The 25345-nt window shown below is 71.9% G+C and carries 26 protein-coding genes and 2 pseudogenes; 18 read left to right on the top strand and 10 right to left on the bottom strand.

Annotated elements, in window-relative coordinates; translation table 11 throughout:
- Positions 1–140: 140 nt before the first annotated feature.
- Positions 141–1160, bottom strand: a complete 1020-nt coding sequence (locus ACIBBD_RS36955) for a LacI family DNA-binding transcriptional regulator (RefSeq protein ID WP_399424174.1) — start codon at positions 1158–1160, stop codon at positions 141–143.
- A 181-nt stretch (positions 1161–1341) separates the two neighbouring features.
- On the opposite strand from ACIBBD_RS36955, the gene ACIBBD_RS36950 reads away from it, so the two are divergent.
- Complete coding sequence (locus ACIBBD_RS36950; protein WP_399424173.1) at positions 1342–2691, top strand: mucin-1; 1350 nt, start codon at positions 1342–1344, stop codon at positions 2689–2691.
- A gap of 281 nt (positions 2692–2972) precedes the next feature.
- Here the strand turns inward: ACIBBD_RS36950 and ACIBBD_RS36945 are convergent, their stop codons facing one another.
- Positions 2973–3620 (bottom strand): hypothetical protein, encoded by a 648-nt coding sequence (locus tag ACIBBD_RS36945; RefSeq protein WP_399424171.1) that lies wholly within the window; start codon positions 3618–3620, stop codon positions 2973–2975.
- Between the two features lie 338 nt (positions 3621–3958).
- Here ACIBBD_RS36945 and hemL point away from each other — a divergent pair, with 338 nt between their 5' ends.
- The 9 genes and pseudogenes from hemL (at position 3959) to ACIBBD_RS36900 (ending at position 12393) form a co-directional block, all read left to right on the top strand.
- Positions 3959–5278 carry a glutamate-1-semialdehyde 2,1-aminomutase gene (gene hemL / locus ACIBBD_RS36940; protein WP_399424169.1) on the top strand — a complete coding sequence of 440 codons (1320 nt, stop codon included), beginning with the start codon at positions 3959–3961 and terminating at the stop codon, positions 5276–5278.
- Positions 5275–5961 carry a histidine phosphatase family protein gene (locus ACIBBD_RS36935; protein WP_399424167.1) on the top strand — a complete coding sequence of 229 codons (687 nt, stop codon included), beginning with the start codon at positions 5275–5277 and terminating at the stop codon, positions 5959–5961. Before hemL ends, ACIBBD_RS36935 begins: the two co-directional genes overlap by 4 nt.
- A gap of 147 nt (positions 5962–6108) precedes the next feature.
- Entirely contained in the window at positions 6109–7392 is a 1284-nt protein-coding gene (locus ACIBBD_RS36930; protein ID WP_399424165.1) for a hypothetical protein, read from the top strand.
- Between the two features lie 66 nt (positions 7393–7458).
- The gene (locus tag ACIBBD_RS36925) at positions 7459–8043 is read left to right on the top strand and encodes a TlpA family protein disulfide reductase (protein ID WP_399424163.1); all 585 of its coding nucleotides are present in this window, start codon (positions 7459–7461) and stop codon (positions 8041–8043) included.
- Between the two features lies 1 nt (position 8044).
- Positions 8045–8815 (top strand): cytochrome c biogenesis CcdA family protein, encoded by a 771-nt coding sequence (locus ACIBBD_RS36920; RefSeq protein ID WP_399424162.1) that lies wholly within the window; start codon positions 8045–8047, stop codon positions 8813–8815.
- 3 nt (positions 8816–8818) lie between these two features.
- The gene (locus ACIBBD_RS36915; RefSeq protein ID WP_399424160.1) at positions 8819–10537 is read left to right on the top strand and encodes a cytochrome c biogenesis protein ResB; all 1719 of its coding nucleotides are present in this window, start codon (positions 8819–8821) and stop codon (positions 10535–10537) included.
- Positions 10534–11631 carry a c-type cytochrome biogenesis protein CcsB gene (gene ccsB, locus ACIBBD_RS36910; protein WP_399424158.1) on the top strand — a complete coding sequence of 366 codons (1098 nt, stop codon included), beginning with the start codon at positions 10534–10536 and terminating at the stop codon, positions 11629–11631. The genes ACIBBD_RS36915 and ccsB overlap by 4 nt, the downstream gene beginning before the upstream one ends.
- Positions 11632–11711: 80 nt before the next feature.
- A pseudogene (locus ACIBBD_RS36905) lies at positions 11712–11931 on the top strand (RNA polymerase sigma factor); the annotation flags it as partial.
- A 57-nt stretch (positions 11932–11988) separates the two neighbouring features.
- On the top strand, positions 11989–12393 hold the full coding sequence (locus tag ACIBBD_RS36900) for an SRPBCC domain-containing protein (RefSeq protein ID WP_399424157.1): 405 nt from the start codon (positions 11989–11991) through the stop codon (positions 12391–12393).
- Between the two features lie 56 nt (positions 12394–12449).
- On the opposite strand, the gene ACIBBD_RS36895 is transcribed toward ACIBBD_RS36900, so the two are convergent.
- The 4 genes from ACIBBD_RS36895 to ACIBBD_RS36880 all read right to left on the bottom strand — a co-directional run bounded on the left by ACIBBD_RS36895 (position 12450) and on the right by ACIBBD_RS36880 (position 17421).
- Positions 12450–12884 carry a hypothetical protein gene (locus ACIBBD_RS36895; protein ID WP_399424155.1) on the bottom strand — a complete coding sequence of 145 codons (435 nt, stop codon included), beginning with the start codon at positions 12882–12884 and terminating at the stop codon, positions 12450–12452.
- A gap of 153 nt (positions 12885–13037) precedes the next feature.
- The gene (locus tag ACIBBD_RS36890) at positions 13038–14612 is read right to left on the bottom strand and encodes a hypothetical protein (RefSeq protein ID WP_399424154.1); all 1575 of its coding nucleotides are present in this window, start codon (positions 14610–14612) and stop codon (positions 13038–13040) included.
- A complete protein-coding gene (locus tag ACIBBD_RS36885) occupies positions 14612–16792 on the bottom strand; it encodes a hypothetical protein (protein ID WP_399424152.1) in 2181 nt (726 codons plus the stop codon). Before ACIBBD_RS36885 ends, ACIBBD_RS36890 begins: the two co-directional genes overlap by 1 nt.
- A 179-nt stretch (positions 16793–16971) precedes the next feature.
- Positions 16972–17421, bottom strand: coding sequence for a nucleoside deaminase (locus ACIBBD_RS36880; protein WP_399424151.1), 450 nt, complete (start codon positions 17419–17421; stop codon positions 16972–16974).
- Positions 17422–17601: 180 nt separating this feature from the next.
- On the opposite strand from ACIBBD_RS36880, the gene ACIBBD_RS36875 reads away from it, so the two are divergent.
- Positions 17602–18387, top strand: a complete 786-nt coding sequence (locus ACIBBD_RS36875) for a CDP-alcohol phosphatidyltransferase family protein (RefSeq protein ID WP_399424150.1) — start codon at positions 17602–17604, stop codon at positions 18385–18387.
- Here ACIBBD_RS36875 and ACIBBD_RS36870 read toward each other — a convergent pair.
- The 3 genes from ACIBBD_RS36870 to ACIBBD_RS36860 are packed head-to-tail and all read right to left on the bottom strand — an operon-like array spanning position 18326 to position 20296.
- Positions 18326–19111, bottom strand: a complete 786-nt coding sequence (locus ACIBBD_RS36870; RefSeq protein WP_399424148.1) for a MerR family transcriptional regulator — start codon at positions 19109–19111, stop codon at positions 18326–18328. The two genes, ACIBBD_RS36875 and ACIBBD_RS36870, sit on opposite strands and share 62 nt — an antisense overlap.
- Positions 19108–19275: a hypothetical protein gene (locus tag ACIBBD_RS36865; protein ID WP_399424147.1), complete on the bottom strand. Its 168-nt coding sequence runs from the start codon at positions 19273–19275 to the stop codon at positions 19108–19110. The genes ACIBBD_RS36870 and ACIBBD_RS36865 overlap by 4 nt, the downstream gene beginning before the upstream one ends.
- A 46-nt stretch (positions 19276–19321) precedes the next feature.
- The gene (locus tag ACIBBD_RS36860; protein ID WP_399424145.1) at positions 19322–20296 is read right to left on the bottom strand and encodes a zinc-binding alcohol dehydrogenase family protein; all 975 of its coding nucleotides are present in this window, start codon (positions 20294–20296) and stop codon (positions 19322–19324) included.
- Between the two features lie 108 nt (positions 20297–20404).
- Between ACIBBD_RS36860 and ACIBBD_RS36855 the strand changes: the two genes are divergently transcribed.
- Positions 20405–20734 carry an ArsR/SmtB family transcription factor gene (locus ACIBBD_RS36855; RefSeq protein ID WP_399424143.1) on the top strand — a complete coding sequence of 110 codons (330 nt, stop codon included), beginning with the start codon at positions 20405–20407 and terminating at the stop codon, positions 20732–20734.
- 93 nt (positions 20735–20827) lie between these two features.
- On the opposite strand, the gene ACIBBD_RS36850 is transcribed toward ACIBBD_RS36855, so the two are convergent.
- A complete protein-coding gene (locus ACIBBD_RS36850; protein ID WP_399424141.1) occupies positions 20828–21175 on the bottom strand; it encodes a PLD nuclease N-terminal domain-containing protein in 348 nt (115 codons plus the stop codon).
- A gap of 88 nt (positions 21176–21263) precedes the next feature.
- Here ACIBBD_RS36850 and ACIBBD_RS36845 point away from each other — a divergent pair, with 88 nt between their 5' ends.
- The 6 genes and pseudogenes from ACIBBD_RS36845 to ACIBBD_RS36820 form a co-directional block, all read left to right on the top strand.
- The gene (locus ACIBBD_RS36845; protein ID WP_399424140.1) at positions 21264–22715 is read left to right on the top strand and encodes a menaquinone biosynthesis decarboxylase; all 1452 of its coding nucleotides are present in this window, start codon (positions 21264–21266) and stop codon (positions 22713–22715) included.
- Positions 22712–23614, top strand: coding sequence for a menaquinone biosynthesis prenyltransferase MqnP (gene mqnP / locus ACIBBD_RS36840; RefSeq protein ID WP_399424139.1), 903 nt, complete (start codon positions 22712–22714; stop codon positions 23612–23614). The genes ACIBBD_RS36845 and mqnP overlap by 4 nt, the downstream gene beginning before the upstream one ends.
- A gap of 45 nt (positions 23615–23659) precedes the next feature.
- Entirely contained in the window at positions 23660–23827 is a 168-nt protein-coding gene (locus tag ACIBBD_RS36835; RefSeq protein ID WP_399424138.1) for a hypothetical protein, read from the top strand.
- A gap of 55 nt (positions 23828–23882) precedes the next feature.
- Entirely contained in the window at positions 23883–24536 is a 654-nt protein-coding gene (locus tag ACIBBD_RS36830; protein ID WP_399424136.1) for a UbiX family flavin prenyltransferase, read from the top strand.
- Positions 24537–24612: 76 nt separating this feature from the next.
- Positions 24613–25068 carry an Lrp/AsnC family transcriptional regulator gene (locus tag ACIBBD_RS36825; protein WP_399424135.1) on the top strand — a complete coding sequence of 152 codons (456 nt, stop codon included), beginning with the start codon at positions 24613–24615 and terminating at the stop codon, positions 25066–25068.
- Between the two features lie 103 nt (positions 25069–25171).
- A pseudogene (locus ACIBBD_RS36820) lies at positions 25172–25345 on the top strand (aminofutalosine synthase MqnE); the annotation flags it as partial.

Below are 25345 nucleotides of genomic sequence, written 5' to 3'. Positions count from 1 at the left end.
AGCGGGTTCGGGGCTCCGGTGCAGGCGGTTCACGGCTCGGTGCTGTGGTGCTGGTGGGGCCAGTGCCCGGTTCGTGGGGCTGGTGGTGCTGGTGGTTCATTACGGGGCTCGGGGGCCGCGCCCCAGGGTTGGGCCGGGGGTCACCGGGGTCCGCGGGGGTCCGGTGGGGCGGTGGTGTCGCGCAGGACGAAGCGGATGGGCATCTGCACGTGCCCGGGCAGGTCGGCGTCCGGCTCGTCCAGCCGCCGCAGCAGCAGCCGGGCGGCCTCGGCGCCCTGTCCGGCAACCGGCTGGGCGACGGTGGTCAGCCCGATCACGTCGGCGAGTTCGTGGTCGTCGAAGCCGACGACGGAGACGTCGTCCGGCACCCTGAGCCGGTGGCGGCGCAGGGCGCGCAACGCGCCCATCGCCATCTCGTCGGACTGGGCGAACACGGCGGTCGGCGGACGGGAGACGGCGAGCAGTTCGGTCATCGCCCGCTCGCCGCCCTCGACGGTGTAGCCGCCGTCCGCCTCCAGCGCCGGGTCGTGCGCGATCCCGGCGTCGGCCAGTACGTCGAGGTATGCCCGGCGGCGGTCGACGGGGGTGGTCCAGTGCAGCGGCTCGCTGGCCCCGGAGATCATGCCGATCCTCCGGTGGCCCAGGTTCACCAGGTGCCGTACCGCGCTCTCCGCCCCGGCCCGGTCGTCGATGCCGACCACCGTGAAACCGTCCCGCGCCACACCGACCGTGGTGGCCAGCGGTACCCCGAGGGAGCGCAGCGCGCGGGCCTCCTCCTCGTCGGGGATCAGCAGCGACAGCACGGCGTCCACCCGCTTGCGCACCGGCAGGTTGGTGAGGAAGCGCTTGCGTGTCTCCGGCGAGCCAAGGTTGTACAGCAGGACGTCGTAGCCGGCGGCGCTGAACACCTTCTCGGCGGCGTCGAGCACGGTGCCGAAGAACCAGCGGCCGATGTAGGGGGCGACGACCCCGATGGTGAAGGTGCGCCCGCTGGCCAGGCTGGAGGCGGAGCGCGAGGCGGTGTAGCCGAGCTGGGCGGCGACGGCCGCGATCTGGGCCCGCACCTCCTCGGACACGCCCGCCCGGCCGCGCAGGGCGCGGGACACGGTGGACGCGGAGACCCCGGCGGCGCGGGCGACATCCGTGATGCTGACCGTCACGGCGCACTTCCTCCTGTTGGTTTCACGTCGGTGTGATCTGTGGGTGACGAGACCGTAAACCTGCCTCGTGTGTTGCGCAAGCGTTTGCGTTCTTATTTACTTGGGCCGATTCTCAAGTGAGACCTTCATGGTCACTGGTCAGCGCACGCGTTTGGGCGCTGTGAGCCGACAGGAACTGTGCATGCGATACGCCCCGCCCGGCCTCGTGGTGAACGACTTCGCCCTCCTGCGCGACGACGACGGCACGTACGCGGTGCTGCACCTCCAGGGCCCCTGCACCCCGGACTTCGACCACCTGCGGATGGAGACCTCCTACGGCCGGGCCACCTCCACCGACCTGGTCCACTGGCAGCCCGCGGGCACCGCCTTCGGCACGGGCCTGCCGGGCCGCTTCGACGCGCAGGCCGTCTGGACCATGCACCCCGTCCGGCACGGCGACGGGATGGCGATGTTCTACACGGGCGTCTCGGGCCTCACCGACGGCGGCTGGCCGCTCCAGTCGGTCGGTCTGGCCTATGCGGACCGCACCGACGGCACCGGCTGGCGCCGCCACGGCACCGGGCCGGTCGTCGAGGCCGACGCGCGCTGGTACCGCACCGGCGAGCGCATGGGCTGGCGCGATCCGTTCGTCGTACCCGACGACGAGAAAGACGGCTGGGTCATGGCCGTCTGCGCCGCCGACGCCTCCCTCCCCGTCGAGGTCGGCGGCTGCGTGGCCTGGGCCACCTCCGACGACCTGGAGCACTGGACGGTCCACCCGCCGCTCATCTCACCGGGCGACGTCGACGAACTGGAGTGCCCGGTCCTGGAGCGCCTGGACGACGGCAGCTGGCTGCTCCTCGGCTCCATCGGCGCCACCCGCGGCTTCGAGGCGTGGACCGCGCCCCGCCTCCGCGGGCCGTGGACCCGCCGCGGCCCTCTCGGTCCCTCGGGTGCGTACGCCCCCCGGGTCGTCACCGCCCCCGACGGCTCCCGCGTCGTCGTGCACACCACCCCGCGCCGCGTCGGCCTCACCGACGCCGGCGAACGCTGCCGCGGCATGATCGCCCAGCCCAAACTCCTCGTCACAGCGCCGGACGCGGCACCCCGCCTGGAGTGGTGGCCGGGCCTGGACGACTGGCTGGACGAGGGAACGGACCGGCCCACCCTGCACGCGGTCGGTGACGTCGACGTGTCGGCACCCGTGGACGTCACCCTGCGCACGGCCGCCCCCGGCAGCGACCGACCGGCCCTCACTGTGGGCTGCGACGGCAAGAACCTCTGGGTCACCGGACCCGACGGGACACGGCTGGGCGAGACGGTCCTGGCCGCGCCCGCCGCCACCGTGCGCATCCTGACCGTCGGCGAGTACGTCGAGGTCTACGCCGACGGCGTCTTCGTCCTCACCACCCTGTGCTACTCCGGGCACCCCGCCCAGTGGACCGCGGTCACCGAAGGCCGTGCGCGCACCGTCACCGTCCGCCCGGTCCGCCTGCCCGACCCGCACCGCGACGACGCCTCGGCCGTCTGGCCCGGGCCCGCACCCCGGTGACCCTCCGCGCCGGCGGCGTCTGACGGGGACGGCATGAGCAGCCTCGCACCAGGACGACGCACTCCCGCCGCTCCCACCCGGTCAGCGGCGCCCGGGACATCGCGACGGCCGTTCCAGGACGAGGGGCGGGTGCCGCGGGGACCCTTCGTCGCGTCCGGTCCGGCTTCCTGGACGGCGGCCAGGAAGCCGGGGAGGTCGGCGGCGAGGCCGTACCGCTAGGCCGTGTCGGAACCGAAAAAGGGCGGAGCCCGAAAGCCCCGCCCCCTACCCGTCACCTCGGCTCAGGGCCACACCAGGCAATACGGCTGATGCCCCGCCTCATGCAGCCGGTGCGAGAAGTCCTGCCACTCGTGCAGCAACTGATACACGTTGAACGCGTCCCGGGGCCCGCCCCGGTCCGGCACCGTCGACCAGATGAACGCCGCCGCGCCGACCGCCTCCTCGCCGATGTCGCGGAGCGGGTCGACCACCGTCATGGGGAGCTTCACGACCGCGTAGTCGGGGTGCAGGACCACCAGTTCCAGCGGCGGCACCTTGTGCAGGGGGACGCCCTCGATGCCCGTCAGGACCATCGCCGCCATCGTCTCCGGCTTGATCTTGGTGAACATGCCGTTCATGCCGAGCTCGTCGCCGCCGAGTTCCTCGGGCCGCATCGAGATCGGGACGCGGGCCGCGGTCGCGCCGTCCGGCGCGCCGAAGTACTTGTACGTCACCCCCACCCGACCACCATTCCTGCTCCCCGCCCGCAGGCGATCCACGCGGCGGTCGATCCGCCGGTCGATCGGCTCGGGCTCACTCGGTACACCCTGTGCCTGACGTGCTTCGGTGCTCTCTGCCGCTGCCTCCGCGTCGCGTCGGTGCCTTCCCCGCCGGGCACGTCGAGGACCCAGGTCATCAGTCCCCTCGCCCAGTCCGCCACCGCGATGCATATCTCCACCCGACTGCTTTTCTAGGACGCGTGGTCCCCGCCGCGCAACCCGATCATCGTGTCAGTGACCTCCCCCACGGCCGCCCGCCGAAACGTGCGCTGAAACACCTGTCCGCAGGATCTTCGCAGCCCTCTCGACGCATCGTCGGTGTGAGCCGCGTCCACAGGGGCCAGTTTCGCAGATGGCGGACGGGCGGGGGCTGGTCGTCCGGTCACGCGGGCCGCGGCCCGGGCCCGCAGCCCGGCCCCCGCTGCCCGCGAGCCGCCCTGGCCTACCCTGAGGATGTCACTGGCAACCGCAGTCCCAGAAGTCGGAGAAGGTCGGAGTAGCCGCAGGTCATGAGCGAAATGCCTTATTCATACGATGCGCCTGTCTCGCAGGCCCTGTTCGACCGTGCGGCCGCCGTCACGCCGGGCGGCGTGAACTCCCCGGTGCGCGCCTTCCGCGCGGTCGGCGGTACGCCCCGCTTCATGGTGTCCGGCAGCGGTCCGTACCTGACCGACGCCGACGGGCGGGAGTACGTCGATCTGGTCTGCTCCTGGGGACCCATGATCCTCGGGCACTCGCACCCCGAGGTCATCGCGGCCGTCCAGGACGCCGTCTCCCGCGGGACCTCCTTCGGTACGCCCGGCGAGGGCGAGGTCGCGCTCGCCGAGGAGATCGTGGCGCGGGTCGAGCCCGTGGAGCAGGTGCGGCTGGTCTCCAGTGGGACCGAGGCCACCATGTCCGCCATCCGGCTCGCCCGCGGGTTCACCCAGCGGTCCAAGGTGATCAAGTTCGCCGGCTGCTACCACGGGCACGTCGACTCGCTGCTGGCCGCGGCCGGCAGTGGCGTGGCCACCTTCGCGCTGCCGGACACCCCCGGGGTCACCGGCGCCCAGGCCGGCGACACCATCGTCCTGCCGTACAACGACCTCGAGGCCGTGCAGGAGGCCTTCCACCGGCACCCCGGTGAGATCGCCTGCGTCATCACCGAGGCCTCGCCCGGGAACATGGGCGTGGTGCCTCCGCTGCCCGGGTTCAACCAGGGACTCAAGGACGCCTGCGCCACCAACGGTGCCCTCTACATCTCCGACGAGGTCATGACCGGCTTCCGGACCAGCCGCGCCGGGTGGTACGGCATCGACGGGGTCAGGCCGGACCTGATGACCTTCGGGAAGGTGATGGGGGGCGGCTTCCCGGCCGCCGCCTTCGGTGGCCGTGCCGACGTCATGGCGCACCTCGCGCCCGCCGGGCCCGTCTACCAGGCCGGCACGCTCTCCGGGAACCCGGTCGCCACCGCCGCCGGCCTGGCCCAGCTCCGTCTCCTCGACGACGCCGCCTACGCCAAGGTCGACGCCGTGTCCGAGCAGATCCGGGCGCTCGTGTCGGAGGCACTGTCGAAGGAGGGCGTGGCGCACACCGTGCAGAACGCCTCCAACATGTTCTCCGTCTTCTTCACGGACCGCGCGGTGCGCACCTACGAGGACGCCAAGGCGCAGGAGTCGTTCCGCTTCACCGCGTTCTTCCACTCGCTGCTGGCGAACGGCGTCTACCTGCCGCCGTCGTCCTTCGAGTCCTGGTTCGTGTCCACGGCCCACGACGAGCGGGCCATCCAGCGGATCGCCGACGCCCTCCCGGCGGCGGCCCGAGCGGCGGCGGAGGCCACGGCGGAATGAGCGGCACCAGCAGTGACATCACCGTCGTCCACCTCATGCGGCACGGCGAGGTGGCGAACCCGGACGGCATCCTCTACGGCCGTCTCGCCGGCTACCACCTCTCCGAGCTCGGCCGGCAGATGGCCGACCGGGTCGCCGATCACCTGGCCTCCCGGGACGTCACCCACGTGGGCGCCTCCCCGCTGGAGCGGGCGCAGGAGACGGCGGTCCCGATCGCCAAGGCGCACGGTCTGGACCTCGCCACCGACGCCCGGCTCATCGAGGCCGACAACGTCTTCCAGGGCAAGACCTTCGGCGTCGGGGACGGGGCGCTGCGCCGGCCGGAGAACTGGCGGCACCTCGTCAACCCGTTCAAGCCGTCCTGGGGCGAGCCCTACGTCGACCAGGTCGTGCGCATGATGGGCGCGCTGGACGCCGCGAAGGACCAGGCGCGGGGGCACGAGGCCGTGCTCGTCAGCCATCAGCTGCCGATCTGGATCGTGCGGTCGTACGTCGAGCGCCGGCGGCTGTGGCACGACCCGCGCAGGCGGCAGTGCACGCTCGCCTCCCTGACGACGTTCACCTACCAGGGCGACACGATCGTCTCCGTCGGCTACAGCGAGCCGGCCCTCGACCTGGTGCCGCCCCATCTGCGGGCCGGTGCCAAGCCGGTGCAGGGGAAGGGCAAGGCCTTCGGGGCGTAGACCCCCGCGGGTCTCTCGCGGTCGCCTTCCGGCGCAATGGCTCGATCCTTACGTCTGTTACGGAATCCGTAAGAATCGGCGGAACCTCCCCGTTCGTCCCGTCCTCTGAGTGGGTGACCACCAGAGCACGTGACGAACGGGGATGCCATGCGCACTCTCACCCGAAGGGGAGCCCTCGGGCTCGGGGCCGCGGCCGCGGCCTCCGCCGGACTCGCAGGATGTGCCGACCTCTCCTCCTCGGACGGGTCGAAGCGCACTCCGGGTTCCGGAAAGAATCGTTCCGCCAGCCCCCAGGGCAGCCCCACGGCCACCGCGCGCCCCCTCGGGGACGGCTCCACCTCCTTCACCGGCAAGCAGCCCCACCAGCCCGCCGCGCCGGAGCCGCTGGAGCCCGGCCAGGAGCCGCCGCAGTTCGTCGTCTTCTCCTGGGACGGCGCCGGCGAGGTCGGCAACGGCCTCTTCACCCGCTTCCTGGACCTCGCCAAGGAGCACGGCGCGTCCATGACCTTCTTCCTCTCCGGGCTCTACCTCCTGCCCGAGTCGAAGAAGCGCCTCTACGACCCGCCCAACAACCCGCGCGGCGCCTCGGACATCGGCTACCTCACCGACGCGCACATCAAGGACACGCTCGCGGGTGTCCGCCGCGCCTGGCTCGAGGGACACGAGATCGGCACCCACTTCAACGGGCACTTCTGCGGCGACGGCCGCGGCTCGGTCGCCCACTGGACCCCGCGGCAGTGGCGCAGCGAGATCGACCAGGCCAAGTCCTTCGTGAAGGAGTGGCGGACCAACACCGGCTGGACCGATCTGCCGGCGCTGCCCTTCGACTACGACAAGGAGCTGGTCGGCGGCCGCACCCCCTGCCTCCTCGGCCAGGAGAACCTGCTGCCCACCGCCCGGGCCCTCGGCTGGCGCTACGACGCCTCCTCGCCCGGTGGCCGGCAGGTCTGGCCGGACAGGAAGCAGGGCATATGGGACCTGCCGTTGCAGCAGATACCCTTCCCCGGCCGCCGCTTCGAGGTCCTCTCCATGGACTACAACATGCTCGCCAACCAGTCGGTCAACTCGACCAACGCACCCGCTCACAACCACCCGGGCTGGCGCGAGCAGGCGGCCGGGGCGTACATCCAGGGATTCAAGCGGGCATACGAGACGAACCGGGCGCCCCTCTTCATCGGCAACCACTTCGAGCAGTGGAACGGCGGCATCTACATGGACGCCGTCGAGCAGGCCTTCACGCACATCGCGCGCGAGAAGGAGAAGGGCGGGGACGTGCGGCTCGTGTCCTTCCGGCAGTTCGCCGACTGGATGGACGTACAGAAGCCGGAGGTGCTCGCCGGGCTGCGCACCCTGGAGGTCGGGCAGCGGCCGGACGGGGGCTGGAAGTCCTTCCTGGGGCAGACCGCGACCGGGTCCGGAACCACCGGCTGAAATGCGGATCTCCCCCCGCAAGGGGGGTGCCCGAGATCCCCGGAACGGGCATGCGAAACTTTTCACATGAGTGCCGCCCGTCTGACGACCGCCGCCGGTGCCGCGGCTGCCGCGCTGCTGCTGTCCGCCTGTACCTCCGGAGGTCTCTCCGGCGGGGGCGGTGACACCAACTTCATCATGGGCAAGGACGGCATCTCCACCGTCGAGAAGGGCAAGCGCGACCCGGCTCCCGACCTGTCCGGCAAGACCCTCGACGGCGGGCAGCTCTCGGTCTCCTCCTTCAAGGGCAAGGTCGTCGTCCTGAACGTGTGGGGTTCCTGGTGCGCCCCCTGCCGCGCCGAGGCCCCCAACTTCGAGAAGGTCTCCACGGACCTCACGTCCAAGGGCGTGCAGTTCGTCGGCATCAACGTCGCCGACGCCCAGGTCAAGAGCGCACTCGCCTTCGAGGAGCAGTACGGCGTCAGCTACCCCAGCCTGTACGACCCGAGCAGCAAGCTGATGCTCCGCTTCGAGAAGGGCACGCTCAACCCGCAGGCGATCCCCTCCACGCTCGTCCTCGACCGGGACGGCAAGATCGCGGCCCGCTCCCTGGCCGCGCTCAGCGAGGAGAAGCTGCGTTCGATGATCGCCCCGGTCCTGGCGGAGAAGTGACGTGAGCGCGGTCACCACGCTCGCCGCGGAGGGCTACAACGGCACGGTGCTCAACGGCGCCCTGCTGGTCGCCCTGCCCATCGCGCTGCTCGGCGGACTCGTCTCCTTCTTCTCCCCGTGCGTCCTGCCCCTGGTCCCCGGCTACCTCTCCTACGTCACCGGAGTCACCGGCACCGATCTGGCCGAGGCCCGGCGCGGCCGGATGATCGCGGGCGCCTCGCTCTTCGTGGCCGGCTTCACTGCCGTGTTCGTCTCCGGCGGGGCGCTGTTCGGCTACTTCGGGGCGACGCTCCAGGAGCAGCAGGGGGTCCTGTCCCAGGTGCTGGGCGTGCTCATGATCCTCATGGGCGTGTTCTTCATGGGGCTGATGCCCTGGATGACCCAGCGGGAGTTCCGCATCCACCGCAAGCCGGTGGCCGGGCTGGTCGGCGCCCCGGTGCTCGGCGCGCTCTTCGGCGTCGGCTGGACGCCCTGCATCGGTCCGACCCTCGCCTCCGTGCTCGCCCTGTCCTCCCAGCAGTCGAGCGCGGGCCGCGGCGCCGTGCTGACCGTCGCCTACTGCCTCGGGCTCGGGGTGCCGTTCGTGCTCGCCGCGGTCGCCTTCCGCAAGGCGCTCGGCGCCTTCGGCTGGGTCAAGCGCCACTACGTCTGGGTGATGCGGATCGGCGGCACGATGATGATCGTCACCGGTCTGCTGCTGCTCACCGGCGTGTGGGACCGCATCGTGCAGGACATGCAGTCCTGGTCCACCGGCTTCACTGTGGGGATCTGATCCATGAGCAAGACCACCACGACCGGGGACACGCCGGTCGCCGCCCCCGAGGACCAGGACCTCGGCGCCGCCGGCTCCCAGCTGTCCACCGCGCCCGCGGACACCCTGGCCGGCGGGCCCTCCCTCGGTGTCATCGGCTGGGCCCGCTGGTTCTGGCGGCAGCTGACCTCGATGCGGGTGGCCCTGCTGCTCCTGCTGCTGCTGGCGCTCGGAGCCATCCCCGGCTCGCTGATCCCGCAGACCGGCCAGGACGCCACCAAGGTCGCCGACTTCGAGAAGAACCACCCCACCCTCGCGCCGATCTACGACAAGCTCGGCCTCTTCCACGTCTACGGCTCGGTGTGGTTCTCCGCGATCTACATCCTGCTGTTCGTCTCCCTCATCGGCTGCATCGTGCCCCGCACCTGGCAGTTCGTGGGTCAGCTGCGCGGCCGTCCGCCGGGTGCGCCCAAGCGGCTGACCCGGCTGCCCGCGCACACCACGTGGCGTACGCAGGCCGAGCCGGAGCAGGTGCGCGAGGCCGCGCTGGCGCTGCTGCGCAAGCGCCGCTTCCGCGCCCACGTCGTCGGTGACGCCGTCGCCGCCGAGAAGGGCTACCTGCGCGAGGTCGGCAACCTCGCCTTCCACATCGCCCTCATCGTGATGCTGGTCGCGTTCGCCTGGGGTCAGCTCTTCAAGTCCGAGGGCAACAAGCTGCTCGTCGAGGGCAACGGTTTCTCCAACACCCTGATCTCCTACGACGACTTCAAGTCCGGCAACCTCTTCTCCGTCGACGACCTGACGCCGTTCAGCTTCGCCCTGAAGGACTTCACCGGCACCTACGAGGTCTCCGGCCCCAACAAGGGCACCCCGCGCACCTACCAGGCCGCCCTGACCTACTCCGAGGGCGCCTACGGCAAGGACAGGAAGACCGTCGTCAAGGTCAACCACCCGCTGGAGATCGGCGACTCGAAGGTCTACCTCACGGCCCACGGGTACGCTCCCGTCGTCACCGTCCGGGACGGCAAGGGCAACGTCGTGTTCCACGACGCCGTCCCGCTGCTGCCGCTGGACTCCAACGTCACCTCCTCCGGCGTGATCAAGGTCCTCGACGGCTACAGGAACGCCAAGGGCGTCACCGAGCAGCTCGGCTTCCAGGCGTTCTTCCTGCCGTCCTACGCTCCGGGCAACGAGGTGTCCTCCACCTTCCCCGCGCTGCTGAACCCGGTGCTGAACCTGGAGCCGTACCACGGCGACCTCGGCGTCAACTCGGGCATCCCGCAGAGCGTGTACCAGCTCGACAAGACCCACATGAAGGACTTCAAGGACTCCAAGGGCCTCCAGCTGCGGGACAACCTCCGGCCGGGCGAGACGCTGACGCTTCCGGGCGGCGCCGGCTCGATCACCTACGAGGGCACCAGGGAGTGGGCGAACTTCCAGATCACGCAGCAGCCCGGCAGCGGCTGGGCGCTCGCCGGTTCCCTCACCGCGATCTTCGGTCTGGCCGCCTCCCTGTTCATCCAGCGCCGCCGCGTGTGGGTGCGGGCGGTTCGGGGCGCCGACGGCGTGACGGTCGTCGAGATGGCCGGGCTGGGCCGCAGCGAGTCCGCCAAGGTGCCCGAGGAGCTCGGCGACCTCGCCGGCGTCCTCTACGACCGGGCCCCCGGGGCACCCGAGCCCGAGGACCCCCCTTCCGAATCCCCCGACCCGCAAGCCGTACCTGCCGAAGGGGCTGAGAAGTGACTCTCGCCGCCGCAACCGAGTTGGCCGCCGCCGCCAACGAGAACCTCGCGAACATCAGCAACACGCTGATCTACTCCGCGATGGCCGTCTACACCCTGGCCTTCTTCGCGTACATCGCCGAATGGCTCTTCGGCAGCCGCAGCAAGGTCGGCCGCACCGCCGCCGCGCTCACCGCCCACACCACGGAGAGGAAGGCCCCGGCCGTCACGGTGAAGAAGGACGGCGGCACCGCGGTCCTGGAGCGCCCGCGGGTCGTCGTGCGGGCCGCGTCCGGTTCGCGGGACGTGCCCGACGGGCCGGGCGCGCACGGCGGCGACGAGCAGGGCGACCTGTACGGCCGGGTCGCCGTCTCCCTCACGGTGCTCGCCTTCCTGGTCGAACTGGGCGGCGTGATCGCCCGCGCGGCCTCGGTGGAGCGGGCTCCCTGGGGCAATATGTACGAGTTCAACATCACCTTCTCCACGGTGGCCGTCGGCGTGTACCTCGCGCTGCTGGCCCTGAAGAAGAACGTGCGCTGGCTCGGCCTGTTCCTGACCACCACCGTCCTGCTCGACCTGGGCCTCGCGGTCACCGTCCTCTACACGGCGAGCGACCAGCTCGTCCCGGCCCTGCACTCGTACTGGCTGTACATCCACGTCTCCACCGCCATCTTCTGCGGCGCGGTGTTCTACGTGGGCGCGGTCTCCACGATCCTCTACCTGTTCAAGGACTCGTACGAGAACAAGCTGGCGACCGGCGGCCGGCCCGGGCGGTTCGCCAACTCGGTGCTGGACCGGCTGCCCGCCGCGGCCTCCCTGGACAAGTTCTCCTACCGGGTCAACGCGGCCGTCTTCCCGCTGTGGACGTTCACGATCATCGCGGGCGCGATCTGGGCGGGCGACGCGTGGGGCCGCTACTGGGGCTGGGACCCCAAGGAGACCTGGTCCTTCATCACCTGGGTCGCCTACGCCTGCTACCTGCACGCCCGCGCCACGGCCGGCTGGAAGGGCCGCAAGGCCGCCTGGCTCGCCCTGATCGCCTTCGGCTGCTGGCTGTTCAACTACTACGGCGTCAACATCTTCGTCTCCGGCAAGCACTCGTACGCGGGCGTGTAACCCCCGCCCGCGGAAAGAGGCCGGTTCCTGTGACTCGGGTCACGGGAACCGGCCTCTGGCGTACGGACAGGGACAAGGGCGTGGATACGAATCCGCGAAGACGCATCCGCGCGGGGGACCACGACGCCTTCGGCGACCTCTTCGACGCGTACGCGCGCTCCGTCTACAACCACGCCTTCCGGCTCACGGGGGAGTGGACGATCGCCGAGGAGGTCGTCTCGCTGACCTTCCTGGAGGCCTGGCGGCTGCGCGGGAGCGCTCGACGAGGAGGGCGGTTCGCTGCGCCCGTGGCTGCTGGGGAAGGGCGAGCGGCCGTAACCACGTGCAGAACCCCTGGCCAGGGGTCAGGCTGGTGTCATGACCGGTTCCATCGAACAGGGCACCAGCCAGACCCACGGGAACACGCACATCCTGCACCTCCTGGTGCGGCTTCCGCAGCCCCCGGAGACGGTCTGGCCGGCGCTCGCCACCGCGGACGGGCTCGGGGCCTGGTGGACCGCCGTCGACGTCCTCGAACCCCGGCTCGGCGGGATGATCGCCCTGCGCGGCGTGGGCAGCGGTCGGGTCACCGCCTGGGACGTGGACCGCGTGGCCGAGTACCGCGTGGAGGGCGGCGGGCGCGTCCGCTTCCATGTGGAGCGGGACGCGGAAACGGGCACCGTCCTGCGGTTCACCCACGAATTCCAGGGTGAGGGCGAGACGGAAACGAGCTGGCGGACTCGATTCGAGTCTCTTGTCGAAATGCTGAAACAGCCGGAATAGCCGAGGCGGATCACCCGGAATGAAAACCGGGTGATCCGCCTCGGCGGAATGCGTCGTTACGACGTGACCCCGTAGACGTTGGAGCACGTCAGTCCGGCGCTGTTGCTGCCGATGCAGACCCAGAAGTTGTACGCCTTGTCCTCGGTGAGGTCGCCGCCCACGTTCCGCGTGAAGGGGGAGCTGTACCCGAACGTACCGGCCTCGCGGACGGGGCTCGTGCCCAGGTAGGCACCGATGCCGTAGCCGTCGGCGAGGGAGTCGTGCGCCGTGAGGGTGTCCCCGTTCGCCGTCCACTTGCCGTAGCCGGCGTAGCGGTCGTTGAGGTAGATGTCGATCTCGCGCGAACCGTCGCTCAGCTTGGCGCCGACGTCGAACCGGACCCCGGACGGTCCGGCGGCGGCGGTTCCGGCGCCTATGGAAAGGACGAGTCCGGCCGTGGCGACGGCGGTGCCCAGAATTTGTGCGGACTTCTTGCCTAGAGAGATTTTCATGCCCACCCGTTTCCCTTCAACAGTATTGGTCGCCCATGATCATAAGCGAACTCGCACCCGGGCACCAGGGAATATTGTCGCGCTCGGAAAATCGGGCTAAAGGCTGAATTGGGGAGAATGCGCTGTGCGGGTGGGCGGTCGCCGGACCTTTTTCTAGGACGACGGCGGCAGACATTCCTTCCCCGGCGGTTTCCCCTCCGGCCACGCGATCCGCACGAAGCGGGACCCGCCGCCGGGGTGCAGCTCCACGATCGGCACGGCCTTGTCGTACGGGTTGCCGTGCACGTCCAGACAGATCCACCCGCTCGCCCCGTTCACCCGCAGCGAGCCCTTCACCTGCGGCCACTGCAGGCCGACGTCCGCCAGGGGCGGGGTGGTGCCGCCCGGCGGCGTGGCCTCGCGGATGCCGTGGACCGCCAGCCGCAGCGCGTCGTACGCGATGATCAGCTGGCCGTCCTCCAGACCGGTCGGGCCGATCGGGCCGACCGGCGCGCGCGAGCCGCGGGCCAGCAGGTCGGTCAGGGTCCGCGCGTCCGCCGCCGAACCGCCGGCCGTCCCGGCGGGGGCCTTCGTCCAGGCGTCCGGGTGGGCGAGGGCGGTGTAGCGGACGGAGAGGTTGCGGGTGAGGGCGGTGCGGTCCAGCTTCTTGTCGCCGGTCAGGTACGAGCCCTCGTCGCCGGTCAGCAGCGTGAACCTCCGGTCCTGGCAGCCACGGGTGCCCAGCGCGTTGATGAACTGCCGCAACTGCGTGTGGCGGCCCGCGAACAGGATCGTGTCCGTCTCCGGCGAGGTGTCGCACACCAGGTGCGTGATCTGCCGGAAGGTGTTCGCGGTCGTCCCCTCCCGGGTGCGGTCGGCGGGCGGCGTGAACGGCTGCGGCTCGTACGGCGACCCCTCGATCAGCCCCGCGAACGACGTCTGCAGCGTCCGTGTGTACGGATCGCCCGGCTTGTCGTACACCAGCAGCGCCCGCCCCGCGCTCACCTTCGCGAACGACGCCAGGGCGCGCGCCTCGTCGGTGTTGGTGGGCGAGACCCGGGCCAGCCCCGGGAAGGGGTCCTTGCCGCCCCGGCCGTTGGCGAGGTCGTCGGCGGTGATGGAGGCGCCGACCACCGGGATGCCCCGCCGGGTCAGCTCCGCCACGGCCCGCTTGTTGTGATCGGTGCTCATCCCGACCCCGACGACCGCGCGCAGCCGGTCGGAGCCCCTGGCCATCCGCTCCAGCCGGTCCACCAGCGGCTCCCAGTGATCGCTGGTGGCCCCGGGGTTGGCGAGCACCAGCCGGATCGCCGGGGCCTGCCCGTTGGAGGTGTGGTTGGCCTGCCACTGCGCCAGGTAGGCGCCCTGCACCTCGTGCAGGATGTCGCTGAGGGTGGAGGGGGTGGTGGCCGTGTACGGCAGCATCAGCGCCACCGTCACGTAACTTCCCTTCTTGAGCCGGTCGTTCTCCCGGTCGATCGCCCGCACCACCTCCCGCATCCGCGGCCGCCCGAAGTCGTACGCCGTCGACGTCACGCCCACGCACTCGTCGCTGCCCTCGGGCCGGGCCACCCCCGGGGCGCACGAGCGGTTCTCCTGGGTGAACGCCCGCACCGCGAAGACCAGCCCGGTGATCAGGGCCGCCGTCACCAGCAGCGCCAGATAGCGGTAGAGGCGGATCTCCCAGACCTCCCGCAGCCACCGCACGAACGGGCGTCTCACCCCCGTGCCACCGCCACCGCTCGCCATCACGCCTCCCCGTCCCCGTCGTCGGATCCGTCGTCGGCCGGTGTGCGCAGGGGGCGGCCGGCCCGCGCGTCCCGGGACCAGGCCTGGGACGTGGCGAACAGCAGCGCGCCCCCGGCGGGCCGCAGGTCGGACAGTTGCAGCAGTTCGAACTCCAGCCGCCCGCACACCGCCGGGTCGGGCAGCACCAGCGGGTCGGTGACCTGCCAGACCGCGTGCAGCAGCCGCCGTACCCGCAGGTGCAGGAAGGCGTCCGCGCCCTCGGGCGGCTCGTGGGAGGCGTCCGTACGGCCCAGCGCGATCGCCACCCGGTGGTCACCCTGACCGGCCGCGTCCCGGCCCTCGTCGTCGTGCGCGTGGAAGTAGGGCGCGGACGCCAGGAAGCACAGGGTGTCCAGCCAGGTGCGGGTGTCGAGCGTGAGGAAGGTGTCGCGCAGGTGGGCGACGGCGTTCGCGGTGTTGCCGAGGGCCAGTTCGTGGGAGAGGCGGTAGCGGGCGCGGGCCGGGTCGGCGCCGCCCTCGCCGCCGGTCTCCGCGTAGTGCCGGATCAGCGTCTCGTGCACCGCGCGCCAGCCGCTGTGGCCGGCGTCGCGGTGGTGCAGCCGCAGCAGCAGCAGCGTCCGCACGAACGGGTCGCCCACGAAGTGGCCCGGTACGGCCGGCAGCCCCTCCTCGGCGAGCCGCACCCGCAGCGACCGTACCCCCGAGGAGCCGAAGTCGTCCGGCAGGTGGGCGGCGGCCAGCGCGACCGCGGAGTCGTGGTCGTGGGCCGCGGCCAGCACCGTCAGTTCCTCGAGCCGGTCGGCCGGGACCAGACGGCGCAGCAGTTGGCCGTGGACCGGGCCGCCGTCGGCCCCGCCGTCCGCCGAAGGGGTCCCGGCGGTCAGCAGCCGGCCCAGGGAGGCGGCCCGGTCCGGGTGCCGGCGCGCGGCGGTGGACAGCACGACGATGCCGAGCGGGTTCCCGCCGGTCAGCCGGTGCACGGCGTGCGGCAGTTGGGGCGGGACCTCGATGTCGTCGCAGACCGCGCCCACCATGTGCAGGGTGTCGTCCGGGGACAGCGGCGGCAGCGGCACCAGCAGCGCCCGTGAGGACGGCGAACTCCCCGGCTCCCACTCGGTGGCCCGCCCCACCTCCGGCAGCGCCCGCCGTACGGCGTCCCCGAGCGCCATGGGGGTCTCCCCGGCCCGGGCGGAGGCGAGGGACGCGGGGAGGCCGGTCCCGCGGACCGCGGCCACGCACACCACCTGGTCGGCCGTCCCCTCGGCCCGGTCCCGCAGCACCGCGTCCAGCAGCCCGGGGCCCGGACCGCCGCCCGCGTTGTCCAGCAGGACGACCGGCCGGCCCAGCCTCCGCAGGTGCGAACCCAGCCCCGAGTACGCCTCCGCCAGGTCGGCGAGCAGCGCCCGCACCAGCCAGCGCTCGGCGTGCTCGCGCGAGGTGCCGCCGGCCCGGAAGTTCCCCGCGAGCAGCAGCAGACCGCGCTGGGCGTTGCCGCCCGCGTTCGGGTAGCCCCGGTACCACTGGGACGGCTTCTGCTCCTTGTGGTGCGTGAACCCCTCCGAGAGGGCCTCCAGCGTGGCGTCGATGGCCGCCGCCACGAACGGGCCCTGTCCGCTCGCCGCCACGAGGACCCGGGCCGCCACCCGGGCGGCCCACCGTCCCGCCATGCCGAACCGCGAACCGCGCTCGTTCAGCAGCAGGATCCGCACCAGCTCGCGCCGGATCCGCTCCGAGTCGGCCCGCCCGCTCCAGTCGCTGGCCCGCACCGCCACCAGGCCCGCCGCCAGCCGCGGGAACGTGAGCTGCCCGGCCGCCTTCACCGGCTCCGTCAACTGCTCGGCGAGCACCAGCAGCGCCTGCCACACCGGCGACCAGGACTCCGGGTTCTCCTCGTGCGGCGGTCGCGCGAACTGCTCGTCCGCGCAGTCGACCAACGCGACCGGGGTGCGCTTGCGGGCCTCACCCCTGCGGTTGCGCTCGGTGTAGGCCTCCAGCACCTCGGTGAGCACCGCGCTCTTGCCGAGCCCCCGCCCGCCCGCCAGCACCAGTACCGGTATCTCGTCCGGATGCTCGACCTTCACGGCGAAGTGCTCGTACGGCCGCAGCCCGACCAGCCGAGGCACCAGCCCGGCCGGCTCGACGTCGAACAGCGCCCCCCGCCCGTACAACCGTCCGTGCACCGCACCTCCCCCAGGTCGGTCCCTCAACGTCAGGGTAAGGAGAGGGAGTTGGTGTGTGCCAGATCGCGTGATGTCCGTTGGGTCACGAAAATCCGTCATGCCCCACGGCCGCTCACCCCACGCTGATCGAAAGCGGCTCCGTGAGGCCGCCCGCGCCTGTCCTCACCCCGGTCCGCTGGTCACTCACCGATGTCCTCGTTCCACAGAGCAGGGTTCGTCGCGACGAAGTCGCGCATCATCGCGACGCACTCGGGGTCGTCCAGCAGGACGATCTCCACGCCGTGCCCGGCGAGCCAGTCGTGGCCGCCGTGGAAGGTGACCGCCTCGCCGACGACCACCCGGGAGATGCCGAACTGGCGGACCAGGCCCGAGCAGTACCAGCACGGCGAGAGCGTGGTCACCATGGTCGTGCCCCGGTACGACCGCTGCCGGCCCGCCGCGCGGAACGCCGCCGTCTCCGCGTGCGTCGAGGGGTCGTCGTCCTGGACGCGCCGGTTGCGGCCGCGGCCCAGCAGGGTGCCGTCGGGGCCGTAGAGCGCCGCGCCGATCGGGATGCCGCCCTCGGCGAGGCCGGTGCGGGCCTCCTCGACGGCGGTGGCGAGCCAGGTGCGTGCCGTCGCCCGGTCCATGGGGTCCACCTCCGCACCATCCATGCCTCACCGCGCCGCGGGGGAAACGCGAGGGCGCCCTACGGGCGGTCCCCGCGCCCCCGCCGACCCCCGGAAAACCCCGGGAGCGGGTCAAGTAACCTGTGCCGATCGCCGCCACGCGTGCGGCAGTTGAGGCCAGGGTGCGTGGGAGGACAGGTCATGGGTGCTGCTCCGGTACTGGAGGAGCTGCGGGAGGTCTGCCAGCCGCAGGCCAAGCTGGCGAGCCGCAACGGCGAACACTGGGCGGGCCGGCTGTACATGCGCCGTGTCTCGCTGCGGTTCACCCGCCAGCTGGTGCGCACCCCGGTCACCCCGGACCAGCTGACCTGGACGATGGTGGTGTGCGGCGTGCTGTCCGGCGCCGCGCTGCTGGTCCCCGGTCTGACGGGCGCCGTCCTGGCCGCCCTCCTCATGCAGCTCTTCCTCCTCTTCGACTGCGTCGACGGCGAGGTCGCCCGCTGGAAGGGGCAGAACAGCGCGACCGGCATCTACGTCGACCGCCTCGGCGCCTATCTGGCGGACGCGGCGCTGATGATCGGCTTCGGCTTCCGGGCCGCCGAGTCCGGCCTCGGCGGCTGGGCGGGCTTCAACGGCTGGGTCTCCCTGGGCCTGGCGACCGCGCTCGGTGTGGTGCTGCTGAAGGCGTCCACCGATCTGGTGGACGTGGCCCGCGCCCGCCGCGGTCTCGCCGTCGCCGACGACGAGTCGACCCGGCCGCGCTCGCAGGGCGTCGCCTCGGTCCGCCGTCTGGCGGCCGCCTTCAGGATCCACCGGCTCACCAACGGCATCGAGGCCTCCCTGCTCCTGCTGGCCGTGGCGGTCGTGGACGCGGCCACCGGCGGCATCGAGCCGACCCGCTGGGCCCTGGCCGCCGTCGCCGTGATCACCTGGGTGATGGTCCCGGCCCATCTGCTGTCGATCCTGTCGTCGTCCCGGCTGCGGTAGGGCCGCCGAGGTAGTCGTGGAGGGCGCCCGCCCCCGCCAGCATCTGCCGTGTCCGGCCCGTCAGGGCCTCGCCGCGGGCCGCCAGCGTCGACCGCAGGGCGTCGGTGTCGCCCTCCCGGCGCAGCTGCTGGAGCACCGGGCGGATCTGGTCGAAGAGGTGGTGGCTGCGGCGCAGGGCGCGGATCACCCGGGCGTCGCGCACGTCGGCCGGCCCGTAGCTGCGGTAGCCGGTGCCGCGCTCGCGCGGCGGGCCGAGCAGGCCGGCCGCCTCCCACACCCGCAGCGCCGACGTCCGGACGCCGAGCAGCGCGGCGACCTCGCCGATGCGCAGCGCCGAGCGGGGCGCGGCGGCCGGCGGCTCCCCGGCGAGCTCCTCGAGGGCCTCCCCGGTGGCCCGCAGCGCGGCCCGCTCCTCGTGCAGCGCGGCGTGCGCCCCGTCGACGAGGGCGAGCGCGCCCGGGACGTCACCGGCGTGCACGGCCCGCATGATCCGGGTGGCCGTCACCGGCCCGTACCCCGGTTGCAGCGCCCGGTACGTCAGCAGCGCCCGCCGGTGCGCGTCCCCGAAGGCCCGGTAGCCGGACGGCGTGCGCCCGGCCGGGGGCAGGACGCCGGCCTCCTCGTAGTTGCGGATCTGCTGCGTCGACAGACCGGCGAGGCGGGCCAGGTCGACGGTACGGAGGCGGACGGGGTGCCGGTCGTCGTCGTTGCGTCGCGTCGTCATGGGCTCAGCGCGCGCCGGTGGTGGAGGCTGCCCGGACCGACCCCGCCGGCTGTGGTGACGGGCCGGGCCGTGACGCTCCGCTCGCCCTCGGCGGCGTGGACGCGCAGGGCGGCGTCGAGGAGCCGGTCGGCGCTGATCTCACCGCGTTGCTGCTCGGGGCTCATCCTGTCCCTCCCTCTCCCCCGCTCGAACGGGCCGCCGGACACGGCCCTAGCGGGCGGCCTTCAGCAGCAGCTTCCCCGTGCTGTTGCGCGTGCCCATCAGCCGGTGTGCCTCGGCGGCCTCCGCCAGGGGGAACTCGGCGGTGACGGGCAGGGTGGCCGTTCCGTCGGCCACCGTCGCGAACGCCCGCTCGGCCAGCGCGCGCAGCGCGGCCGGGGCGGTCTTCGCCAGGCTCAGGACGGAGAAGCCGCCGACCGAGACGCCCGTCGGGTACAGCTCCGGCTGTCCCACGCTCCACGGCTCGGCCGAGCTGGCGTTGCCGAAGGAGACCAGGCGGCCGTAGACCGCGAGGGAGGCCAGGGAGGCGCGCAGGGTGTCGCCGCCGACGGGGTCCAGGGCCAGGTCGACCCCGCGTTCGCCGGTCGCCGCCCGGACCTCCTTCTCGAAGTCGCCGACGAACACCTCGTCGTAGCCGTGCGAGCGGGCGTACTCGGCCTTCGGCGCCGAGGACACCACGCCGTACACCGCGCCCGCGCCCGCCGCCTTCGCCAGCTGGCCCACCACCGTGCCGATCCCGCCCGCCGCGCCCTGCACGAGGACGCTCTCACCGGGCTGGAGCCGGCCCACGGCGTGGACGAGGGCGTACGCCGTCGGCAGGACCGTGGGCAGGGTGGCCGCCGTGCGCAGGTCCACCCCGGCGGGCGACGGGAACACGGTCACCGCGTCGGCCACCGCGACCTCCGCGTACCCGCCGTCGCCCGTCAGCGCGGTCACCTCCTGGCCGACGCTCAGGCCCTCGACGCCCGCACCGAGCGCCCGGACCCGGCCGGAGACCTCCAGGCCGGGCCGGTAGGGGAGCGCGGGGACCCGGTAGCCCTCCGCGCGGGCCTTCAGGTCGGCGAAGTTCACGCCCGCGTAGGCCACGTCGACGCTCACCTGCCCGGGGCCGGGCTCGGGCACGTCGGCCTCCACCACCCGGAGGACCTCGGGACCGCCGTACTCCTGGAACTCGATCGCGCGCATGCCGGACTCCCCGCTCGACTGTTCAATGAAAAGCGAACAGTCGTGAGTGTATGGTTTTCATCGAACAGTCGGCAAGGCGCCCAGGCGGGTCCACGGAAGGAGCCGGGCATGGCACAGCGCACCGCGAGTCATCGGGCCGCCCCCGAGCACACCCACCCCGACGACGTCCCGCTCCTCACCGCGCTCGCCGCCCTCGCCGATCCCGTACGGATCACCCTCGTCAGGGAGCTGGCGGGCTCGCCCGAGTGGTCGCGTGCCTGCGGCAGCTTCGACGTGCCGGTCGGGAAGGCGGCCCTCAGCCACCACTTCGCCGTACTGCGCGGGGCCGGCCTGGTCGAGCAGCGCGACGAGGGGCCCAAACGGGTCAACCGGCTGCGCCGGGCGGAGTTCGACACCCGCTTCCCCGGACTGCTGGACCTGGTCCTCAGGGGCGTCTGAGCCTCACCGGGCGACCGGGCGACCGGGCGACCGGCGACCCGGGGCGGCCCTCAGGACCGACTGAGCCTCACCCGGCGGCCAGGCGCGGGCGGTTCAGCTCTCGTCCCGCCCGTCGTCGCCCGCGTCCTTGTTGCCCCGCTTGTTCCGCTCGTCCCCGCCGTCCTCGTCCAGCGACTTCAGGAACTCGGGGTTGTCGTCGGGGGCGACCCACTGCCGCTGCGCGCGGCCGCCGCGGACGCCGGACCAGCCCTCGGCGGCCGGGCTGCGGCGCTTGCCCGCGATCAGCCAGGAGATCGAGCCGACGAGGGGGAAGAGCAGCACGAGGATCGCCCACAGCGGCTTCGGCATGTGGCGGATCTCGTCGTCCTTCGTGCTGATGCAGTCGATGAACGCGTACACGCTCAGCGCCAGCGGCACGAGGAACATCAGTACCCGGAGCATGGGGCCTCTCCAGCGAAGTGGTCGTCGGGGCCACGAGCACGGGCCCCAGGTACTGGGCCAGGGTAGCCCCTCGGGGATACTTGACCGCATGGCTTACGACGATCTTCGTTCCCTGCTCAGGGCACTGGAACGTGAAGGTGACCTCAAGCGCGTCAAGGCGGAGGTCGATCCGTACCTGGAGGTCGGGGAGATCGTCGACCGGGTTCAGAAGTCCGGCGGTCCCGCGCTGCTCTTCGAGAACGTGAAGGGCTCCGCGATGCCCCTCGCGATGAACGTCTTCGGCACCGACCGCCGCCTGCTGAAGGCGCTCGGGCTGAAGTCGTACGCGGAGATCACCGAGAAGATCGGCGGACTGCTGCGGCCCGAGCTGCCGCATGGCTTCGTCGGCGTCCGGGAGGCCTTCGGCAAGCTCGGCGCGATGACCCACGTCCCGCCGAAGAAGGTGAAGGACGCCCCCGTGCAGGAGGTCGTCCTGCACGGCGACGAGGTGGACCTGGAGCAGCTGCCCGCCCTCTTCACCTGGCCCCAGGACGGCGGCTCCTTCTTCAACCTGGGCCTGACCCACACCAAGGACCCGGAGAGCGGGATCCGCAACCTCGGGCTGTACCGCCTCCAGCGCCACGACCGGCGCACGATCGGCATGCACTGGCAGATCCACAAGGACAGCCGCAACCACTACCAGGTGGCGGCCAGGCGCGGGGAGCGCCTCCCGGTGGCGATCGCCTTCGGCTGCCCGCCCGCCGTGACCTACGCCTCCACCGCGCCCCTCCCCGGGGACATCGACGAGTACCTCTTCGCCGGCTTCATCGCGGGCCGGCGGATCGAGATGGTCGACTGCAAGACGGTCCCGCTGCAGGTGCCGGCGCAGGCCGAGGTCGTCCTCGAGGGCTGGCTGAAGCCGGGGGAGATGCTCCCCGAGGGCCCCTTCGGCGACCACACCGGCTTCTACACCCCGCAGGAGCCGTTCCCCGCGCTGCGGATCGACTGCGTGACGATGCGCAGGCGGCCGCTGCTGCAGTCCATCGTCGTGGGCCGGCCGCCGACGGAGGACGGACCCCTCGGCCGTGCGACGGAACGCTTCTTCCTGCCCCTGCTGAAGATCATCGTCCCGGACATCGTGGACTACCACCTGCCCGAGGCGGGCGGCTTCCACAACTGCGCGATCGTCTCGATCGACAAGAAGTACCCCAAGCACGCGCAGAAGGTGATGCACGCGATCTGGGGCGCCCACATGATGTCCCTCACCAAGCTGATCGTCGTCGTCGACTCCGACTGCGACGTCCACGACCTGCACGAGGTCGCCTGGCGCGCCCTCGGCAACACGGACTACGCCCGCGACCTGTCGGTCGTCGAAGGCCCCGTCGACCACCTCGACCATGCCTCCTACCAGCAGTTCTGGGGCGGCAAGGCGGGCATCGACGCCACGAAGAAGTGGCCCGAGGAGGGTTACACGCGCGACGGCGGCTGGCCGGACATGGTGCTGTCGGATCCGCAGACGGCGGCGAAGGTCGACCGCCGGTGGAAGGAGTACGGCCTGTGAGCAGCGCGTCCGCAGCCCTCCCGCAGCCGGGGCGCACCAAGGCGTTCCTGCGCCTGGTGATGATCGAGCACTCCGTCTTCGCCCTGCCGTTCGCCTACATCGCCGCCCTGACGGCGATGTTCCAGCTGGACGGGAACATCCACTGGGGGCGGCTGCTCCTCGTCACCGTCTGCATGGTGGGCCTGCGCACCTTCGCGATGGCGGTGAACCGGATCATCGACCGCGAGATCGACGCCCGTAACCCGCGGACCGCCCAGCGGGAGCTGGTGACCGGCGCGATGTCGGTGAGGCACGCCTGGACCGGGGCCGTGATCGCGCTGGTGGTCTTCCTGGGCGCCGCGGCCCTGCTGAACCCGCTGTGCCTGGCGCTCGCCCCCGTCGCCGTGATCCCGATGGTCGTCTACCCCTACGGCAAGCGGTTCACGAACTTCCCCCAGGCCATCCTGGGCCTGGCCCAGGCGATGGGCCCGGTCGGCGGCTGGCTGGCGATCACCGGCGAGTGGTCCTGGGACGCGGTGATACTCGGCCTGGCCGTCGGCGTCTGGATCGGCGGCTTCGACCTGATCTACGCCTGCCAGGACGTCGAGACCGACCGCGAGACCGGCGTCAAGTCGGTCCCGGCCCGCTTCGGCGTCCCGGCGGCGATCCGCAGCGCCCGCGTCTGCCACGCGATCACCACGGCCCTCCTCGTCTGGTACGCCCTGGCCACCGGCGCGGGTGCCTTCTTCTGGCTGGGCCTGGTGATCGTGGGGGGAGCGTTCGTGTACGAGCACACGATCGTGCGCCCGCACGACCTGTCCCGGGTGAACAGGGCGTTCTTCAGCGTCAACGGGTTCATCGGCATCGCCCTGTTCGTGTGCGCGCTGCTGGATCTTGTGGTGCGGGGTCTGACCGCCTGAGGACGGTCGGCCTGCCATCGAGGGCAGGACCCCAGGGAGGCCACCGTGACCGTCTCGGACGTCTGGACCATGTGGAACCCCGGCCCCGACGGCTACCGGGGCCGCGACACCCTCCCGTACGGTCCGGAGCTGACCGTCGACTCCCCGCTGGGCAAGCTCGCCGTCCCCACCGCTCATCTCCCCGTGGATCCGAAGGCCCCCCACCGGTCCTGAAGACCTTCCCGCCCACCGGTACGCTCAAGGTGTGAACGCAGGAGAAACACAGCGCGTGCCTTGGATCGTGGGGGTGTCCGGGGCCTCCGGTACGCCCTATGCCGCCGCTGTCCTGCGCGCGCTGCTCGCGGGGGGCGAGAGTGTCGACCTGGTCGTCAGCCGGGCCTCGCGGCTCACGCTGCTCGACGAGACCCGGATCTCCTTCCGGGACGCGCACTGGCAGGACGACCTGCGGGAATGGCTCGCGCGGGGGGCCGACGGGAAGCCGGACACCTTCGACGTGGACCTGGACGGGGTGCGGTACTGGGGCGCGGGGGACCTGGCCGCCGGGCCGTCCTCGGGGTCGTATCCGGCGAAGGGGATGCTGATCGTCCCCGCCTCCACGGCCTGCGTCGCGGGCGTCGCACTTGGGCTGTCCAAGGACCTCCTCCAGCGGGCGGCGAGCGTGACGCTCAAGGAGCGCAGGCCCCTCGTCGTCGCCGTACGGGAGACCCCGCTGAACGGGCAGACCCTGCGGCACCTCGTCGCCCTGGACGACGCGGGCGCGAGCGTCGTCCCGGCCTCCCCGGCCTTCTACGCGGGCGCCACGCACATCCAGGACCTGGTCGACTTCGTCGCCGGGCGGGTCCTCGACGCGGCGGGCGTGCCGCACCGGCTCTACCGGCGGTGGAAGGGCGAGCTCGGCGGCGGCTCACCACGCCCCGCGTGACCCCGGGCGGCGGGACCAGCACCACCTCCAGGAACTCCACGAACTCTCAGACCTCTTCATCGGAAGGCTCGATCGCATGGACGCGGTGGACAGGCAGCTCATCCAGGCCCTGAGGGAGAACGGCCGGGCCTCCTACGCGGAGCTGGGACGCCTCGTCGGCCTGTCGGGACCCAGCGTCACCGACCGCATCAACCGGCTGGAGGCGGCCGGTGTCATCACCGGCTACCGCGCCACGGTGAACGCCGCCTCCCTCGGGCTCGGGGTCACCGCCCTCATCGGCATCTCCCTCTCCGACGCCGCCGACCACGAGGACGTGGCCGCCCGGCTGAAGGACTTCGGCGAGATCGAGGACTGCTGGTTCATCGCCGGTGACGACTCCTTCATGCTCAAGGTCCGGGCCAACGACGTCGACGGTCTGGAGAAGATCATCCGGCGGCTCAGCGGGACCAAGGGCGTCTCCCGCACCCGAACCACGATCGTGCTGTCCACGAAGTGGGAGAACCGGGTCGGGGACCTTCCCGAAGAGGTCTAGAGGGGTCCAGAGGGCCAGGCGCGTTCAGCGCCGTTCGGGGGTACCGCCCGCCCGAAGGGCGGGGGAGTACGGTTTACCGGGATTGTCGACGAGAGGGATGACCATGGACGTCGGGCTCAAGCGCGAGCTGGAGGAGAAGGTCCGCTCCGGTGAGCGGCTGACCCGCGAGGACGGCATCGCGCTGTACGAGTCGGACGACCTGGCCTGGCTGGGCGGTCTGGCGCACGAGGTGCGGACGCGCAAGAACGGCGACGTCGTCCACTTCAACGTCAACCGG

The organism is Streptomyces sp. NPDC051315, assembly GCF_044455165.1.
Taxonomy (GTDB): Bacteria; Actinomycetota; Actinomycetes; order Streptomycetales; family Streptomycetaceae; genus Streptomyces.
The sequence above is the reverse complement of the archived record's forward strand: the minus strand, read 5'-3'. Positions and strand labels throughout refer to the sequence as shown.

What these genes read in the sequence shown, in the direction of transcription:
- ACIBBD_RS36950 (WP_399424173.1), top strand. Translation starts at nt 1,342, where the DNA reads ATGCGATACGCCCCGCCCGGCCTCGTGGTGAACGACTTCGCCCTCCTG.
- ACIBBD_RS36945 (WP_399424171.1), bottom strand. Translation starts at nt 3,620, where the DNA reads ATGCATCGCGGTGGCGGACTGGGCGAGGGGACTGATGACCTGGGTCCT.
- hemL (WP_399424169.1), top strand. Translation starts at nt 3,959, where the DNA reads ATGAGCGAAATGCCTTATTCATACGATGCGCCTGTCTCGCAGGCCCTG.
- ACIBBD_RS36935 (WP_399424167.1), top strand. Translation starts at nt 5,275, where the DNA reads ATGAGCGGCACCAGCAGTGACATCACCGTCGTCCACCTCATGCGGCAC.
- ACIBBD_RS36930 (WP_399424165.1), top strand. Translation starts at nt 6,109, where the DNA reads ATGCGCACTCTCACCCGAAGGGGAGCCCTCGGGCTCGGGGCCGCGGCC.
- ACIBBD_RS36925 (WP_399424163.1), top strand. Translation starts at nt 7,459, where the DNA reads ATGAGTGCCGCCCGTCTGACGACCGCCGCCGGTGCCGCGGCTGCCGCG.
- ACIBBD_RS36915 (WP_399424160.1), top strand. Translation starts at nt 8,819, where the DNA reads ATGAGCAAGACCACCACGACCGGGGACACGCCGGTCGCCGCCCCCGAG.
- ACIBBD_RS36900 (WP_399424157.1), top strand. Translation starts at nt 11,989, where the DNA reads ATGACCGGTTCCATCGAACAGGGCACCAGCCAGACCCACGGGAACACG.
- ACIBBD_RS36895 (WP_399424155.1), bottom strand. Translation starts at nt 12,884, where the DNA reads ATGAAAATCTCTCTAGGCAAGAAGTCCGCACAAATTCTGGGCACCGCC.
- ACIBBD_RS36890 (WP_399424154.1), bottom strand. Translation starts at nt 14,612, where the DNA reads ATGGCGAGCGGTGGCGGTGGCACGGGGGTGAGACGCCCGTTCGTGCGG.
- ACIBBD_RS36880 (WP_399424151.1), bottom strand. Translation starts at nt 17,421, where the DNA reads ATGGACCGGGCGACGGCACGCACCTGGCTCGCCACCGCCGTCGAGGAG.
- ACIBBD_RS36875 (WP_399424150.1), top strand. Translation starts at nt 17,602, where the DNA reads ATGGGTGCTGCTCCGGTACTGGAGGAGCTGCGGGAGGTCTGCCAGCCG.
- ACIBBD_RS36870 (WP_399424148.1), bottom strand. Translation starts at nt 19,111, where the DNA reads ATGACGACGCGACGCAACGACGACGACCGGCACCCCGTCCGCCTCCGT.
- ACIBBD_RS36865 (WP_399424147.1), bottom strand. Translation starts at nt 19,275, where the DNA reads ATGAGCCCCGAGCAGCAACGCGGTGAGATCAGCGCCGACCGGCTCCTC.
- ACIBBD_RS36860 (WP_399424145.1), bottom strand. Translation starts at nt 20,296, where the DNA reads ATGCGCGCGATCGAGTTCCAGGAGTACGGCGGTCCCGAGGTCCTCCGG.
- ACIBBD_RS36855 (WP_399424143.1), top strand. Translation starts at nt 20,405, where the DNA reads ATGGCACAGCGCACCGCGAGTCATCGGGCCGCCCCCGAGCACACCCAC.
- ACIBBD_RS36850 (WP_399424141.1), bottom strand. Translation starts at nt 21,175, where the DNA reads ATGCTCCGGGTACTGATGTTCCTCGTGCCGCTGGCGCTGAGCGTGTAC.
- ACIBBD_RS36845 (WP_399424140.1), top strand. Translation starts at nt 21,264, where the DNA reads ATGGCTTACGACGATCTTCGTTCCCTGCTCAGGGCACTGGAACGTGAA.
- ACIBBD_RS36825 (WP_399424135.1), top strand. Translation starts at nt 24,613, where the DNA reads ATGGACGCGGTGGACAGGCAGCTCATCCAGGCCCTGAGGGAGAACGGC.